This is a genomic window from Azospirillum sp. NS33, assembly GCF_059703765.1.
Window position 1 is genome coordinate 23,194 of record NZ_BAAKJB010000006.1, and the last position, 15,391, is coordinate 38,584.

Here is a 15,391-nt window from a genome sequence, read left to right on the forward strand (position 1 = left end):
GGACCGGGGGCGCTGACCGGGCCCGGCTAGGCGCGGCCGACGCCGATGCGCACGTGGGCGGGAAGCGGCACCGCGTCGCCGCTGGCGCGCGCCTCCATCCGCCGGGCGATGGCGGCGTCGAGAGCCTCGCGCTCCGCCGCCGGCAGGGCGGCGACGCGCGGCCCGAAGGCCAGGGCCAGGGTCGCCCGCCACACCGGCTCGCGGCGCGGCACCTTGCGCACCGGCGTCAACGCGCTTTCCGTGGGCTCGGCGAAGCCGGCGGCGCTCAGCGCCGCCGCGAGGCTCCCCGGGGCGGCAAACCGGAACAGGGCGTCGAGCCGATGCACCGGGTCGGGGCCGAGGCGCTCCTCCACCACCGCGCCCACCAGATCGAACAGGGCATTGCCGGCGCGCGGCCCCCACACCATCACGGCGACGCGGCCCCCGGGAACCAGCGTCCGCCGCGCCTCGGCCAGGGCGGCGACCGCATCGGGGACGAACATCAGCCCGAACCGGCAGGTGACGGCGTCGAAGGCGGCGTCGGCGAAGGGCAGCCGGCCCATGTCCGCGGCCAGGACGTGCAGGGGAAGGGGGGCGGTCGCGGGCTCGGCGGCGGCACGGCGCACCGCCCCGGCCAGCATGGCCGGAACCAGATCGGTCCCCACCACCATCCCGGCGCCGGGGCGGACGCGCCGCGCCGCCGACAGCGCCGGCTCGCCCGCCCCGGACGCGAGGTCGAGCACGCGGTCCCCGGGGCCGATCGAGGCGGCGTCCAGCAGCGGCTGGTTCAGCTTGTCGGCCAGCTCGGCCATGGGGTCGGCCCAGCGGTCCCAGTGCCCGGCGCTGGCGGTCCAGCGCGCGCGTTCGCGCGCGCCATCGATCGGGGTGTCGCTCATCGCGGCACCGGCCGTCGGCCGGCGGGGCTCGAGCGGGTTGCGGTCATCGCGGCCACGTCAGTGGAGGAGGCGGGGGGCGGTGGTCGGGGCCTGGCCGGAGTCCCGCTCGGCGACGCGCTCACCCAGGGCGGCGAGGTTGTCCGACAGGCGGCGGTTGGCCTCCGTCAGCGCCTGGATGCGCTGCTGGGCGGCGTCGTTCTGCTGGCTCAGCGCCGCCACCGTCTCGCCCAGGCGGCGGATCTGGTGGGCGTGGCGCACGGCGGCGTCGTTCACGCTGCGGCGAATCGAGCCGACGGCCGCCAGGACCACCGTGCTGATGGTCGCACCGGCGGCGAGGGCCACGACGGAGAGCACCGCAAGCCATTCCATGATCGTTTCCGATCCTCCCCCCGAAGCATCCCCGCAATCGCCGCCGTGGTCAAGGGCGTGTCCCCGATTCGCAGGCGGGACCGGTCAATGCAGGATGCGGCCGGTGCGGGGGTCGACTCGCAACTCGACGCGATGGCCGGCGGAATCCAGGGCGCGCACCCGGTACTGGGCGCCATCCGCCTCGATGCGGTAGATCCGCCGCATCCCGTCGTCCTCCAGCTCGCGGGCGACCCGCGAGACCGGCAGGGCGTCCGCCGGCAGGGCCTCGGGTCCGACGCCCCAGGACCCGTCATGGGCGGAGGCGACCGCAATCAGGACCAGGGCCAGCACGTTTGCCGTGCCAAGGCCGATGATCATGCGCCGGGCGATCCTCATGTGCGCTCCCCATCCCGCTTGGTGTCAGTGCCTCTCCCCTGATGTATGTCGGGATGGCGGGGTTTATTCCGCCTGGATCGACGGGAAAGGCGGCCGGGAGAGGCGGGCGGGCGCGCGCCGGTCAGAGCAGCTCGCCGCCCACCGGCCGGGGCGCCGCCGCCGGCACCTCCTTCAGGTGGTCGCCGAAGGCGCGCAGGATCGGCAGGACGCGGTGGATCTGTTCCGGCGTCACGTGGGCGTCCGTCTTGAGGACGATGGTCGGCGCCTCGGTCATCAGCCGCTTGGCCCGCATCGGGCCGACCTTCTCATCCAGGAACATCGCCAAACCCATCAGCATCCCCAGCGTGACGTCGTCCGGCGCCTTGGGACGGGCCAGCACCTCGTGCAGTTCCTTCAGCATGGTGTAGGCGACGATGGAGGTGCGTTCGATGGTGTCGACGTCGGCGGACATGGGCATCGGGCGGTATCCTTCGACAGGAAGGGAAAGGGGCTCCACCCGAAGGTTACCGACCGTTTCGTAACAAAAGCATTAACCATGGACTTGACCATTCGCCGAGCCGCCGCCTTTCCGCATAGGCCGGCGGCGGCGCGCCTATGACCGCCAATCGCCCGTCACCCGCCGTCCACCGCCGCGTGGCCCGCCGCGATGCCGGCGGCGCGCACCACCCGCTCCACCGCCCGCAGCACGGCGTCGGGGCGGGTGTGATGGATCATGTGCCCGGCACCGGCCAGCAGGTGGAGGGTCGAGCCCGGGATGTCCTCGTGCAGCCGGACGGCGTGGGCGTAGGGATCGACCACATGGTCCTCCGCTCCGGCGAGGATGGCCACGGGACAGCCGATGTCCGGATAGCGCCGGGCCATCGACGCGACCGCCGAGGTCAGGGCCATCAGGTCGGCCGCCGTCGCCTCGATCTGCGAGGGCCGCTGCATCAGCTCCAGCGGCAGTTGCCGGAACTGCGCGGGCACCGGCTCCGGCGCGAAGGTCCGTTCGATCAGCGTCTGCCCCAGCAGACGGTCGACCGGCTGGAGCACCGTGTGGTTCAGCAGCGGCCCGATGGCCGGCGTCGCCGCGACCAGGAAGGGAGCGGCGTCGGGGCGCACGACGGGGTAGGCGTATCCGGCCAGGAACACCACGCCGCCCACCTCCTCCGGGAACTCCAGGGCGTAGGCGAGGGCGACCGCGGCGCCCAGGGAGTGGCCGACGATCACCGGGCGCCGGATGTTCATCGCCACCAGGGCGGCGTGGATGAGGCGCGCCTGGGCGTCGGGCGGCGCGACGCCGGGAGGCCGCTCGCTGTAGCCATGGCCCGGCCGGTCGAGTGCCACCGCCCGCCAGCGCTGCGCCGCGCGGTCGAGGACGCTGATCGCCATGTCCTCGGCCAGCATGCCCGCGCCGTGCAGGAACACCACCGCCTCGCCCTGCCCCCGGTCGATGGCGTGGAGGCGGACGCCGTCGGCGTCCACCCAGACGCCGCGCGGCGGGTGATCGCGTTCGGCCTGCGCCGTGCGGCGCCGGCTGTCCATCCACAGTCCGGCCAACAGGCCGGCCGCCAGGGTCAATCCGCTGCGCATGGGTCGGCTCTCCTCGTGTCTCTCGGTTGCCCGCCGGCGTGAGGCCGGCGAGGCTGGCGGGGCGGGCGCCGGCGGCGCCGCATCCCCGAGGCAACGTCCCTCCGGTCCGCCGGTTCCGCTCCGGCGGGCGCCCCGGCGCCTACCAGCCCAGGGCCAGCCCGTCCTTGCGCGGGTCCGACGCGCCGATGAGGACGCCGCGCCGGTGGTCGATGCGGATGGCCTGGGCGCCGCCGATCGGTGCGGTGGCCCACTCCGCGGTGTGGCCGCGCCCGCGCAGCGCCGGCAGCAGAGCCGGCGCGAAGCCCGTCTCCAGGCGCAGCACGCCGCCGTCCACGAAGCTGCGCGGCCGCTCCACCGCGTCCTGGATGTCGAGCCCGCGGCCCAGGGTGTCGAGGACGAACTGGGCGTGGCCGACCGCCTGGTAGTGGCCGCCCATCACCCCGAACGGCATCTCCGGCCGCCCGTCGCGGGTGACCATGCCGGGAATGATGGTGTGAAGCGGCCGCTTGCCCGGGGCGACGGAGTTGGAGTGGCCGGCCTCCAGCCGGAAGGAGCGGCCGCGGCAATGCAGCAGCACGCCGCAGCCCGGGGCGACGATGGCGCTGCCGAAGGCGTCGAACAGCGAGTTGATGAACGACACCGCGTTGCGGTCGCGGTCGACGGCGCAGAGATACACCGTGTCGCGGTGCGGTTCGCACAGCGCCGGCGGGTCGGGCAGGGCGCGGTGCGGGGCGATCCGGGCCCGCAGCCGCGCGGCGTGGACGGGGGCCAGCAGGGAGTCCACCGGCACCGCGGCGAAGCGCGGGTCGCCGAGCAGGGCGTCACGCTCCGCATACACCAGCTTGGTCGCCTCGGCCAGCCAGTGCACCCGCTCCTCGTCGCTCGCTCCGGCGTCGTCGGCCGGCGTTCCGGCCAGCGTGTTGAGCAGCATGAGCGCGGCCAGCCCCTGGCCGTTGGGTGGGCACTCGTGCACGGCGTGACCGTGGCAGGCGGTGGCGATGGGGGGCACGTACGCGCTGCGCTGGGCGGCGAAGTCCTCGGCCTGGTGCAGCCCGCCGAGGGCGCGCAGCGTCGCCAGCAGGTCGTCGCGCACGGCCCCCTCGTAGAAGCCGGCGCGGCCGTGCCGGCCGATCCGGCGCAAGGTCGCCGCCAGCGCCGGATTGCGGAAGCGGTCGCCGGCGGACGGCGCACGGCCCGCGGGCAGCAGCAGCGCGCGGGTGGCCGGGCGCCGCGCCAGCCGGCCGGCGTGCACCGCCCAGTCGCGGGCGACCCGCGGGTGGACCAGGCATCCTTCTTCGGCCAAGGCGGCGGCGGGCTCCAGCAGCGTCTCCAGGGGCACGGAGCCGTGGTCGGTGTGCAGCCGGCACCACGCGTCGACGGCGCCCGGCACGGTGACGGCGTGGACGCTGTCGGCGTCGAGCGCCGCCACGCCCAGGCTCGCGAAGCGGTCCGGGGTCGCCGCCGCGGGCGCCTGTCCGGAGCCGTTGAGGGCCAGGACGCCGCCGGAGGCGGCGGCGTACAGGGCGAAGACGTCGCCGCCGACGCCGGTCATGTGCGGTTCGGCGACGCACAGCACGGCGGCGGCGGCGATGGCGGCGTCCACCGCGTTGCCGCCGGCACGCAGCACGTCGAGCCCGGTCAGCGTGGCCTGGGGGTGGGAGGTGGCGATCATGCCGCGCTCGGCGTAGGCCGCCGAGCGGCCGGGTCGCTGGAAGTCGCGCATGGGGTCTCCGCTGCCGTGGGTCGGGTCCGGGCCGGCGGTCCGGGGGCCGGCCGCTTTTGTATTGGTGCGCACAACGCGCGAAAAATGCCATAGTCGGCCGTGGCGGGCGCACGGCGCGCCCAGGCGGCGGGGAACGGCGTGATGGGCGACGGCGGCGAGCTACCGGACCAGGATTACCGCGACCTGGAAGCGTTCATCGCCCGCACGCCCAAGGGGCGGGCCTTCCTGGCCGAGCACGCCCGGCGCTCGCAAACCATCGGGGTCGCCGCGGTCGAGGCGTTGGTCGGCTCGCTGCGCGACGCCTGGCTGCGCCACGAGGAGGCGGCGAACGCGGTCCGCCACATCGCCGTGCTGCGCCATGAACTGCAGGACATGAGCGCCTCCATCGTCCAGGCGCGTCGCGAGATCGCGGCGATCCGGCCGAAGGAGGAGGCCGACGACCGCATCGCCACGGCGGCGAACGAGCTGGACGCCATCGTGCTCTCCACCGAGCGGGCCTCCATCGAGATCCTCGGCGCCGCCGAGCGGGTGCTGGAGACGGCGACGGCGCTGCGCAAGGAGGGCGCGCCGGCGGCGCTGTGCGACCTTCTGGACGCCGAGGTCACCACCATTTTCACCGCCTGTTCCTTCCAGGACCTGACCGGCCAGCGCACCACGAAGGTGGTCAACGCGCTGCGCTACATCGAGCAGCGGATCCTGACGGTGATGGGGATTTGGGGCCTGGACGCGGAGGCGTCCGCGGCGCCGGTGGCGGACGAGCGGGCCGACACCCGCCCCGACGCCCATCTGCTGAACGGGCCGAGCGCCAACGGCGTGGACCAGGACGAGGTCGACCGGCTGATGAACGCCGTGGCGGCCCCCGCCGCCGCTGCCCCCGCCACAGGCGCCCCGGCGGCCGGTCCGACGGCCGCCCCCCGGACGGCCTCCCCGGCGGCGGCCAGGCCGGCAACGGCGAAGCCAAAGCCGGCCGCCCCCGCGCCGCCCCCGCCGCCGGCCGGGGTGCCCGCCGCCCCGCCCGCGCAGGATGGCGTCGCGCCGTCGCCCCTCGATCAGTCCTCGATCGACGCGCTGTTCACCTGAAAGGCCCGGCGCAGGGCCGACCACGACAGTTCCGCGACGGCCTCGCGCGAGGTGCGGACCGGGGCCGGCGGCGTCAGGGACGCGGCCGCCACCACCCGGGCGTCGTAGGGGTGGGTCTGGTCGGCGTAGAGCCGGCGCACGCGGTCGACGTAGTTGCGGGTCTCCTTGTAGGGCGGGATGCCGCCATGGCGCAGGACCGCGTTCTCGCCGGCGTTGTAGCCGGCCAGGGCCAGGGCGACGTCGCCCTTGAAGTAGGCCAGCAGCCAGCGCAGGTACTTCATCCCGCCGCGGATGTTCTGCTCCGGGTCGAACGGGTCGCTGACACCGAACCGCTTGGCCGTGCCGGGGATCAGCTGCATCAGCCCCATCGCCTGCTTGGGCGAGACGGCGCGGGGGCGGTAGCCGGATTCCACCGCGATGACCGCCAGAACCAGATCCGGGTCGAGGCGGTAGACGGGCGCCAGCTTGGTGACCAGGGCCGTCACCTCGCGTGGCGGCATCCGCGGGGCGGTGGAGCGGATCGTGAAGGGAGCGCAGGCCGCCGGCCGCGGCGCCGAGCCGACGCTGCCGACCAGGCGGGCCGCCGCCGAACTGCCCAGGGCGGCGGCCCGGCGCAGCCAGGCGCGCCCCAGCGGCTCGTCCCGGGCCACGCTCCCGGTGCCCCGCATCAGCATCTTTCCCGCGTGGTAGGCGGCGGCGGCGTGATCCTGGCGCGCCGCCTTGCAGTAGTAGTGGAGCGCGCGCCGCGGGCTGCGCGATCCCCCGCGCGTCAACTCGTAGTGGGACGCCAGCTCGTACTGGGCGCGGGCGCTGCCCTTCGCGGCGAAGGATTCAAGGGCGCGGACGGTGCGATCGGCGCTGGCCTCGGCGGTCATGGGAACGGCGATGGCCGCTCCGGCGAAGATGAGTGAGATCACGGTCCATTTCATCGCTTGGCCTGCTCCTATCGAATCCGGGTACACCGCAAGAGTTCCGCGCGCTCCGGCGTTCGACCGGGGCGCGTTCCGCTGCCCACGGACGGCGTAGACCTTACGGGCGGACGGTTAGTTCCAAGGTCGGGATGGTCGCGCCGGGGCGACTTCGGTATGGTCGTCTTCAGGCAGGGAGGCCGATCCGGCACGCCGGTCCGAAGACAAGACCAAAGACCAAAGGCAGGGCGCCGGCCACCGGGTATGACGAATGCGAACGCCGAACGAGCGGCCGACAGACGCCGCAGGCGCAGCGTTCAGGGAGGGTTGCAGACCGCGCAGCGACGAAGGGCCGAAGGCCCGGTCCCCTGCGGCGTCCTATGAAAGCCGGATGGCCTCGGTCGTCCGGTTTTTTCTTTCCCAAAGCTCCCATCGAAGATCCTATCTCTCAAGTCAGACCGGTATAGGGCGAAGAGTTCCATGACGATCGGCTAGGATTGCTGGCCATCGCCGACGACAAACCGGCGATATCGACAGCCGGCCTAGCCTTTTTCCCAACTGGCGTTGCCGATCGACACTCATTACGTACTGTCTGGCCCGAGATTGTCTTTGGGGAATCCGGTGATGTCAGAAGCGCATCGGGCCGATCGCCGGATCGAAAGGTTTGCCCGTTTGGAGCGGACCCTGCAGCAGTAGCCCGGGAGGCACAGTCATCCATGGCCAACCACGTTGCGCGCACATTGCATCCGTCCCACGACGAGTCCGTGCTGGCGGTTGCCGCGCCCCCGCCACGCGGGCCGCGTGAGCCGGAGCACAGCCCGCGTGCCGCGGCCGAACCGGAGGAGACGGCCGCTCCCGGCGACCCCAACGCGCCGCCCGATCCGGCCGTCGTCGCCCGGATCGCGGAGGAGATCCCCCGTCTGCGCCGCTTTGCCCGCGCCATGGTCCGCGACGCCACGCTGGCCGACGACCTGGTGCAGGAATGCCTGGAGCGGGCGTTGAGCCGGCTGCACCTGTGGCGCCCGGGGAGCAACCTGCGGGCGTGGCTCTTCACCATCCTGCGCAATCTGCACATCAACGGCATCCGTCGCCGCCAGACGGTGGTCGACATCGACGGCGAGGCGCAGGCGGCGGTCGGGTCGGCCCACGGCGCGCAGTTCGTGCGACTCGAACTGCGCGACCTGCGCCGCGCGCTGGGCATGCTGCCGATCGAGCAGAAGGAGGTGGTCCTTCTGATCGGGCTGGAGGGAATCAGCTATGGCGAGGCGGCCGACATCCTCGGCATCTCCATCGGCACCGTGAAGTCACGGCTGTCGCGGGGCCGCCGGGCGTTGCGCAACCTCATGGAGGGCAAGAGCCCGGCCGACGACGACGCCGACGACTGACCGGCCACGGGGCGCCGCCGTCCGAGGGCGGGAGACGCGCGCCAAAAAAAGAACGGCAGCGCCGAGGGCGTTGCCGTTCAGTCGAGTCTGACAATCGAGAGGCTCGGGGTTGCCCGCCCCCGACCGGACGGCCGGGAGCGCGCTGGCGCCAGACGGTCGGAGCCGCAACGGCGGCTCCCTCCGGGTCTAGCGGCGCCGGACCAGACCCAGGATCAGGCTGGCGGCGAAGAGCACCAGGAACAGGAAGAAGAGGATCTGCGCGATCCCCGAGGTTGCCGCGGCGACCCCGCCGAACCCGAATGCCCCGGCGACCAAAGCCACGACGAAGAACACCAAAGCCCAGTACAGCATCACCGATCTCCTTCGGCTCACGCGCATCCGGCGGTGTGACGGGGGTCCCGGGCTTTCCGGGCGCCTCCGGCCGCCTCGTTTGGCGCATGGTGGTGGAACACGGTCCGACCCCGTTGGTTCCTGCGGGTGCCCGGGCCCTCCTTCGTTTGCGCCTGGCCGCCACTCCTTTCGGCGGGCCAGCGAAACCTTGGCGCGCCGACGCTGTTCTCCCTGCTCGAGGCCGTGCCATGGGGTGCGGCCGCATCCTTTTTCCGTGAGGGAGGAGAGACCGATGAACCGCAAGCTCACTGTTGCCGCATTCGCGACGACGCTCGCCGTGGCCCCGGTGGCTCTCGCGCAGTCGTCGTGGAGCAATCCTGACTCCGACAGCATCGCCATCGGCCGTGACACGCCGGTCAACACGCCGGGCCTGTACGCCGACGACCGCCCGGCCGCGGGCACCTATTCCGGCGCGCCGACCTCGGACGGCTGGGAACGCGACGACCGTGCCGCCGGGGCGGTCGATCCCTTGGCCGGCACCGCCGACAGCGGCACCGCGGTGACCGGTGACGCGCCGACCCGCAGCCCGGGTCAGTTCGTCGACGACCGTCCGGCCGCCGGCACCTATTCCGGGGCGCCGACCTCGCAGAGCTGGGACGCCGAGGACCGTGCCACCGGGACCATCGACCCGATGGCCGGCAGCGCCGCCAGCGGCACCGCGGTGACCGGCGACGCCCCCAACCGCAGCCCCGGCCAGTTCGTCGACGACCGGCCGGCGGCGGGCACCTATTCGGGCGCCCCGACGTCGGAGAGCTGGAACACCGACGACCGCGCCCGTTCCGGCGCCACGGTGAGCCCCGGCTACACCACCATGGGCGGGACCACCATGGGCGGGACCACCGCGGGCGGCACCCGCATGACCGAGGACGGCCGTGTCCTGGTCGATCTCGGCCGCATCCCCAACTTCGGCGAGCGCCAGGGGCCCGGTCAGAACCGCACCGAGCTGATGCAGACCACGCTGCTCAACCACTTCAGCTCGTTCGGCTTCGAGGGCGTGCGCGATTTCCGCAAGCAGGGCGAGGACTACGTCGCCGACGTGTCGCGCGGCGGCCAGTGGATGACCATCCACATCGACGCGACCACCGGCACCATCAGCGCCGTGCGCTGACCCGGGGCCGCGGCCGGCCGGGGGCTCCGCGCCCCCGGCGACCCGCGCGGGAGGGGACGCCTCCCGCGCGCGTACGGCTGCCGCGGTGGTCCATCACCGCATGATCTCCCGCCAACTGCCGGCGAGGGCGCCGAAGCCGGCCGGCGCGAGCGTCCCGTGGAGGTCCGGCGGCCCCTGCAGACTCTGGCCGGAATCGCGCCCCAGGGTGCGGGTGGCGACGGCGGCGGTGCTGCCGGGCGGCAGCCATCCGACGGCCGCGAGGGGCAGCGACAGCACGATGCCGTGCGCCAGCCGCCCGCCGGTGGTGCCCTGGCCAGGGCGCGGGCCGTCGGTCCAGCTTGCGAAGGCGGTCAGCCGCGCCCCATTCCCGAAGCGATGCACCAGTTCGGCGGTGCCACCCCAGTCGCCGCCGAGATAGCGGCCGAGGCGGAGCGTGGCCCCGGTCCGCGCCCCCGGCCCGTCCACATGCAGGCTGAGATGCCCAGTGACGGTGTCGCTGCCGGCGCGCAGACGCAACGGGTCTCCGGCGGGGCGCTTCCACACCCGGGCGAGGTGGGCGCCCACCGCCCAGCGGGCGCGCGTCGGCTGGTAGAGCGCCTGGGCCGACAGACCGCCGAACATCTCCTCGAACTGTCCGATGGCGAGGGCGGCGTGCCAGCCCGGAACGGGCGTCGTGGTCCAGCGCGCCTGGAGATGCTCCAGGTTGGTCCGCGGCTCCGCGTAGCGGGCGAGGTCGCTGCGCACCGGGGCGACGGCGGGCAGCGCCTCGGCGTTGAGGTGCGCCAGGGTGTCGGCGTGGTTGATCCGCAGGCCGGCCGCCAGGGTGAGCCCCCGCCACGGCGCCACCGTCCCCGCGAGGTCGGTGTAGGCGCGCCACACCAGGGGCGCGGCGTGCTCCGACAGGCTTTGTTCGAGCGTCGGCCGCACGGCGAAGGTCCAGCGCGAGGGGCCGCCCGGCGGCGGCCCGGCCGCGGCGGCCGGCGCGACGGCGGCGGAACGCCACACCTCCTCGGCGCTGCCGCGCCCCCGGGCCGCCCGTTCCACCGCGCGCCGCGACAACGTCACCGCGACACCGTCCAGGCCGTCCGCCAGGGTCGCCACCGTGACCTCCTCCACCCCGGGCGGCGCCGCGGCCGCCAGCACCCGGGCGGCCCGCCCCACCGTACGGCCGGCCGGCCCGCGACCGTCGGGCTCGATCCACAAGACCGCGCGCGTCGCGTCGACCGCGGCGCCGCGCACCGGCAGCCCGGCCGTGCGGGCCTCCACCAGGGGCGAGCGGGAGGAGGCGGCGCCGGCCGAGGGGCGGGCGGCGGCGGGCGGCGGCGGCCCGGGTGGTCGGGCGCCGGCGTCCCGCTCCGGGTCGACGACCAGGGTGGCCCGCAGCATCAGGCGCCGCCCCTGTTCGACGGCGGCGCCGATGTCGAGCCAGCGCCAGGGGCGGTAGGCGATCCCGAGGTTGACCGGAAGCCCCGGGTCGAAGGTGGGGTCGTCCTGGCGCTCGGCGTGAAAGCTGTCGCCGCTGTACTCGAGCTTCACGCTCAGTCCGTCGACCGGGGTGTGCCACTCCGCGCCGCCGAACAGCGCCGCGCGGTCGCCGGTGAACCAGGCGGCCGGACCGCGGGCCTTGGCGTCGAAGGGATCGCGCGCGCGCGCGTAGCGTCCGCCCAGGAAGGACAGCGGGTTGGCCACATGCCCGTATCCGCCGAGACGCCCCCAGCCGAGGCCGAGGCTGAGGTCGACGGCCCACACCCGGCGGGTGGCGACGAGGTATTCGCCGGCGAACCGCCCGGCGCCGGGCACCGCGTAGCCGGAGCCGGCGAGGTCGCGCCCGCCGACCGCCACGGCCGGCCACCACGGCCCCTCGTCGAGCAGCCGCACCTTGGCGTCGATCCCCGGTTCGGCGATGCCCCACCAGTTCGGGTAGAGGGTGGCCCGCGCGCCCAGTTCGAGCCAGGGCAGCGGCGTAGCGGCGACGGCGAGATGGCGGTGCACGTCGCCCAGGCTGGCAAAGCCGGCGCTGGCGTGGCCGGCCTCGGTCAGGCGGGCGGTCGGCGTCTGGAGAAGGCCGACGCCACCCCAGTCGGCGTGCGACGGTGGAAGCCCGTCCGCCAGGGCGGGCCCGGCGAGGATCGGCACGAGGAGGGACAGCGTGGCGTGGAGCGGACGGTGGAGGGTCACGCGGCGGCGGTGCCGTTGGGCGAAGGGGCTCCGATTATTCTCTTTCCCGGGCCGCGAACACAACCGTAAAGCGGTCAGTCACCGTGGCTGAGCACGGGGCGGCGCCGCCCGCCGCCGGTGAGCTGGGCGCGCTGGACCTTGGCCCCGGCGAGGTCGGCGCCGCGCAGTTCGGCGGCGTCGAGCACCGCGTCGGTGAGGTTCGCCTGCACCAGGTACGCGTCGCACAGGAAGGCGCGCGTCAGATCGGCGCCGGTCAGGTTGGCGGCCCACGACCGCCCGGTGGGGCGGCCGCGCGGGTCCTTGATCTCCGCCGGGCCGAGCCGCACGCCAGTGAGGTCGGCGCCGGACAGCCGGGCGAAGCTGAGATTCGCGCCGGACAGATCGGCGCCCACCAGATTGGCGCCGTCGAGGTCGGCGCCGGACAGATCGGCCATCAGCAGCCGAGCGGCCGTCAGAGCCGCGCCCGACAGGTTGGCGCCGCGCAGCGAGGCGGCGCTGAGGTTGACGCCCCGCAGGTCGCTGCGGCTGAGGTCGACGCCGTCGAGTTCGGCGCGCTGGCCGCGCTTGCCGACGCTGTCGATCCAGCGTTCGTGGTCGAACACGGCGCGCTGGATCTCCAGCCCCAAGGTGTCCATCGGCCGGGCGAACAGGGCGTTCGACAGCTCGGCCACCGACAGGTCGCAGTCGGCCAGCCGCGTGCCCACCAGGTCGGCGTTGCGGAACACCGTTCCGGTCAAGGTCGCCCCGGTCAGGTTGGCGCCGCTGAGGCGGGCGTCGGACAGATTGGCGTTGGTCAGCACGGCGCCGCTGAGATCGGCGTTCTGCAGGATGCTGGCGCTGAGGTCGGCCTCGGTCAGCACGGCCTTGTGCAGGATGGCGCCGGACAGGTCCGTGCACACCCCGAAGGAGCAGCGCGGCGCGGCGATCGCGGTGCGCTGGAGCACCTCCGCGCGCAGCCGGATGCGGGCGGCCGCCTTGTCCGGGGCGTCCGGGCCGCGGGTGCGCTCCATGGCGAGGCTGTCCACCGGCCGCCCGGCCGACAGGTCGGCGCCGTGCAGGTTGGCCTCGCCGAGATCGGCGGCGCGCAGGCGCGCCCCGCGCAGATCGGTGCGCGACAGGTCGGCCCGGGTGACGTCGGCCTCATAGAGGTCGACCCCGAACAGGTCGGCTCCGGCGAGGTTGGTGGCGTGCAACCGGCACTTGGTGAGGCGGGCGCCGACGAGCTGCGCGGCGCGCAGGTCGCGGTGGGCCAGATCGGCCCCTTCCAGGTCGGCGAGGGTGAGGTTGGCACGGGCACCACCAGGCAGGCCCTTGACCCATCGGACATGCCGATCCAGAACCTCGGCCAGTTGATCGGGCCGGACGGGATAAGCGGCGGACGGGAGGACCGAGGATCGCATCGACAACCGGTGGGTTTGGCAGAAGGGGGCACCACCGCAATTATTGTACGGGATGTGTTACCGAAGCCTAAACGATTGGGGTAGTGCTGCGCCTGCGAGTCGGTCGCGTTTTTGTTGCGGTATTGTCACGCGCTGCGGCTTTTGGGAAACACAAACTGGACAACTCCAGGCCGACCGGACGAAGGGTCCGCCGCTTCAGGGGATTGTCCGATGATTCGCGTCGTGTCGGTTGTGCTCGCGCTGTCGTTCCTGCCGGTCGGCACCGGGGCGTTCGCCCGCCCGGGCGACGCTGTTGCCGAGGCGGCCCGCCCGGCCCCCGCGCTCGATCGTGCGGTCGCCGTTCGCCTGATCGACGACGCGCCGGTGGTCGCCGGGCGTCGCGTCGATCTCGCCGCGTTGCGCCGCCTCTACGCCCGGCGCGGCTTCGTGCCGCTGTGGCTCGACCCCGCCGGGGGCGTGACGGGGGCGGCCGCCGGCGCGCTGGCCGCGCTCCATGCCGCCGGCATGGACGGGCTGGAGCCGGCGGACGACCACGTGGATGCCCTGGCCGACCGCCTGGCCGCGTCCGAGCCGGCGGACCGCGTCGCCCTCGACCTGCTGCTGTCCGATGCGGTCATGCGGTTCGGCCGCGACCTCCATGCCGGGCGTGTCGCGCAAGGCGATCGCCGCCGACCTCGCGGTGAGCCCGCCCGCCGTCGATGCCCTCGCCGTGGCGGAGACGGTGGCGGCGGGCGGCGGCGAGGCCGCGGCCCGGCTCGCCGGGATGGCGCCCCGGCGGCCCGACTACCAGGCCCTCAAGGAGTCGCTCGGCCACCATCGTGCGCTCGCCGCCGCCGGTGGCTGGCCGACGGTTCCGGCGCCGCAGGGGGCGGCGCTGGAGGCGGGCGGCCGCGACCCGGCGGTCAAGGCCCTGCGCCGCCGCCTGCTGGCGAGCGGCGATCTCGGTGGCGCCGCACCGGCGCCCGACGGCGTGCTCTACGACGCCGGGCTCAAGCCCGCCGTGGAGCGTTTCCAGGCCCGGCACGGCCTCACCGTGGACGGCGTCGTCGGTCCCGCGACGCTGGCGGCGCTCAATGTCCCGGTCGAGGACCGCATCGCCCAGATCCTCGCCAACCTGGAGCGGCTGCGATGGCTGCCCGCGCCCTCCGGTGAGCGCCACGTCGTCGTGAACGTTCCCGACTTCTCGCTGACCGTGGTGGAGCACGGCCGGACGGTGCTGGACATGCGGGTGATCGTCGGCACCAAGGTGCGGCGGACGCCGGTCTTCGTCAGCGCCATCACCTCGGTCGTGCTCAACCCCACCTGGACCGTCCCGGTGCGGCTGGCGCGCGAGGACTACCTGCCCAAGCTGCTGCGCGACCCGGGCTATCTGGCCGACCACGGCTTCACCGTGTTCTCCAGTTGGGCGGCGGGGGCGCCGCCGCTGGAGTCCCGGCGGATCGACTGGAAGGCGGTGGGGCGTGGCATCGGCCGGATGCGGCTGCGCCAGGATGCCGGTCCCGACAACGCCCTGGGGCAGGTCAAGTTCAACATCCCCAACGGGTTCGACGTCTATCTCCATGACACGCCGGGCCGCGAGGCGTTCGACCGCACGGTGCGCGCCTTTTCCTCGGGGTGCGTGCGTCTGGGGGATCCCCTGGGGCTCGCCGCCTTCGTGATGGCGGGCCTGGCGGACTGGCCGGAGGACCGCCGCCGCCAGGCGCTCGCCGCGGGGACGACCCGGACGGTGGCGCTGAAGCGGCCGGTCCCGGTGCACATCCTCTACCAGACGGCGTGGGTCGACGGCGACGGCCGGGCGCAGTTCCGCGACGACGTCTATGGCCGTGACGGCGAGCTCAACGCCGCGGTCCGCCGCCAGACCCCGCAGCGCATCGCCCTCGGCGACTGATCCCCCGCGCCACCCACCGCCATCACCCGCCGCCCGCCACCCGCCACCCGCCACCCGCCGCCGCGCGCCGCGCGGGTGGCGGGCGCGCGGTTGCCGAATATTATGGTTAATGAAGATTAACCATAATATTGGCGCATCTC

Annotated in this window: 14 protein-coding genes and 1 pseudogene; 5 read left to right on the forward strand and 10 right to left on the reverse strand. The window is 74.1% G+C overall.

Annotation, left to right across the window (positions count from 1 at the left end):
• Positions 1 to 26: 26 nt before the first annotated feature.
• The 6 genes from AC6H2I_RS07525 to AC6H2I_RS07550 all read right to left on the reverse strand — a co-directional run bounded on the left by AC6H2I_RS07525 (position 27) and on the right by AC6H2I_RS07550 (position 4,914).
• Complete coding sequence (locus AC6H2I_RS07525) at positions 27 to 875, reverse strand: class I SAM-dependent methyltransferase (protein ID WP_497499977.1); 849 nt, start codon at positions 873 to 875, stop codon at positions 27 to 29.
• Between the two features lie 57 nt (positions 876 to 932).
• Positions 933 to 1,244, reverse strand: coding sequence for a hypothetical protein (locus AC6H2I_RS07530; protein ID WP_497499978.1), 312 nt, complete (start codon positions 1,242 to 1,244; stop codon positions 933 to 935).
• An 84-nt stretch (positions 1,245 to 1,328) separates the two neighbouring features.
• Entirely contained in the window at positions 1,329 to 1,619 is a 291-nt protein-coding gene (locus AC6H2I_RS07535; protein WP_497499979.1) for a PepSY domain-containing protein, read from the reverse strand.
• A gap of 121 nt (positions 1,620 to 1,740) precedes the next feature.
• Complete coding sequence (locus AC6H2I_RS07540; RefSeq protein ID WP_497499980.1) at positions 1,741 to 2,076, reverse strand: hypothetical protein; 336 nt, start codon at positions 2,074 to 2,076, stop codon at positions 1,741 to 1,743.
• Positions 2,077 to 2,231: 155 nt separating this feature from the next.
• Positions 2,232 to 3,191 carry an alpha/beta fold hydrolase gene (locus AC6H2I_RS07545; RefSeq protein ID WP_497499981.1) on the reverse strand — a complete coding sequence of 320 codons (960 nt, stop codon included), beginning with the start codon at positions 3,189 to 3,191 and terminating at the stop codon, positions 2,232 to 2,234.
• Positions 3,192 to 3,330: 139 nt separating this feature from the next.
• On the reverse strand, positions 3,331 to 4,914 hold the full coding sequence (locus AC6H2I_RS07550; RefSeq protein ID WP_497499982.1) for a gamma-glutamyltransferase family protein: 1,584 nt from the start codon (positions 4,912 to 4,914) through the stop codon (positions 3,331 to 3,333).
• A gap of 141 nt (positions 4,915 to 5,055) precedes the next feature.
• On the opposite strand from AC6H2I_RS07550, the gene AC6H2I_RS07555 reads away from it, so the two are divergent.
• The gene (locus AC6H2I_RS07555) at positions 5,056 to 5,994 is read left to right on the forward strand and encodes a protein phosphatase CheZ (protein ID WP_497499983.1); all 939 of its coding nucleotides are present in this window, start codon (positions 5,056 to 5,058) and stop codon (positions 5,992 to 5,994) included.
• On the opposite strand, the gene AC6H2I_RS07560 is transcribed toward AC6H2I_RS07555, so the two are convergent.
• A complete protein-coding gene (locus tag AC6H2I_RS07560; RefSeq protein WP_497499984.1) occupies positions 5,964 to 6,911 on the reverse strand; it encodes a lytic transglycosylase domain-containing protein in 948 nt (315 codons plus the stop codon). The two genes, AC6H2I_RS07555 and AC6H2I_RS07560, sit on opposite strands and share 31 nt — an antisense overlap.
• 707 nt (positions 6,912 to 7,618) lie before the next feature.
• Between AC6H2I_RS07560 and AC6H2I_RS07565 the strand changes: the two genes are divergently transcribed.
• Positions 7,619 to 8,287 carry a sigma-70 family RNA polymerase sigma factor gene (locus tag AC6H2I_RS07565; protein ID WP_497499985.1) on the forward strand — a complete coding sequence of 223 codons (669 nt, stop codon included), beginning with the start codon at positions 7,619 to 7,621 and terminating at the stop codon, positions 8,285 to 8,287.
• A 186-nt stretch (positions 8,288 to 8,473) separates the two neighbouring features.
• Here the strand turns inward: AC6H2I_RS07565 and AC6H2I_RS07570 are convergent, their stop codons facing one another.
• Positions 8,474 to 8,638 carry a DUF1328 domain-containing protein gene (locus AC6H2I_RS07570; RefSeq protein ID WP_497499986.1) on the reverse strand — a complete coding sequence of 55 codons (165 nt, stop codon included), beginning with the start codon at positions 8,636 to 8,638 and terminating at the stop codon, positions 8,474 to 8,476.
• A gap of 271 nt (positions 8,639 to 8,909) precedes the next feature.
• Between AC6H2I_RS07570 and AC6H2I_RS07575 the strand changes: the two genes are divergently transcribed.
• Complete coding sequence (locus AC6H2I_RS07575; RefSeq protein ID WP_497499987.1) at positions 8,910 to 9,785, forward strand: hypothetical protein; 876 nt, start codon at positions 8,910 to 8,912, stop codon at positions 9,783 to 9,785.
• Positions 9,786 to 9,878: 93 nt separating this feature from the next.
• On the opposite strand, the gene AC6H2I_RS07580 is transcribed toward AC6H2I_RS07575, so the two are convergent.
• Together AC6H2I_RS07580 and AC6H2I_RS07585 are read right to left on the reverse strand one after the other, a co-directional pair.
• Positions 9,879 to 11,963 (reverse strand): YjbH domain-containing protein, encoded by a 2,085-nt coding sequence (locus AC6H2I_RS07580; protein WP_497499988.1) that lies wholly within the window; start codon positions 11,961 to 11,963, stop codon positions 9,879 to 9,881.
• 74 nt (positions 11,964 to 12,037) lie between these two features.
• Positions 12,038 to 13,363 carry a pentapeptide repeat-containing protein gene (locus AC6H2I_RS07585; RefSeq protein WP_497499989.1) on the reverse strand — a complete coding sequence of 442 codons (1,326 nt, stop codon included), beginning with the start codon at positions 13,361 to 13,363 and terminating at the stop codon, positions 12,038 to 12,040.
• Positions 13,364 to 13,573: 210 nt separating this feature from the next.
• On the opposite strand from AC6H2I_RS07585, the pseudogene AC6H2I_RS07590 reads away from it, so the two are divergent.
• Together AC6H2I_RS07590 and AC6H2I_RS07595 are read left to right on the forward strand one after the other, a co-directional pair.
• Positions 13,574 to 13,963 (forward strand): annotated as a pseudogene (locus tag AC6H2I_RS07590) (L,D-transpeptidase scaffold domain-containing protein); the annotation flags it as partial.
• A 37-nt stretch (positions 13,964 to 14,000) separates the two neighbouring features.
• Entirely contained in the window at positions 14,001 to 15,251 is a 1,251-nt protein-coding gene (locus AC6H2I_RS07595) for a L,D-transpeptidase family protein (RefSeq protein WP_497499990.1), read from the forward strand.
• The last annotated feature ends 140 nt before the right edge of the window (positions 15,252 to 15,391 follow it).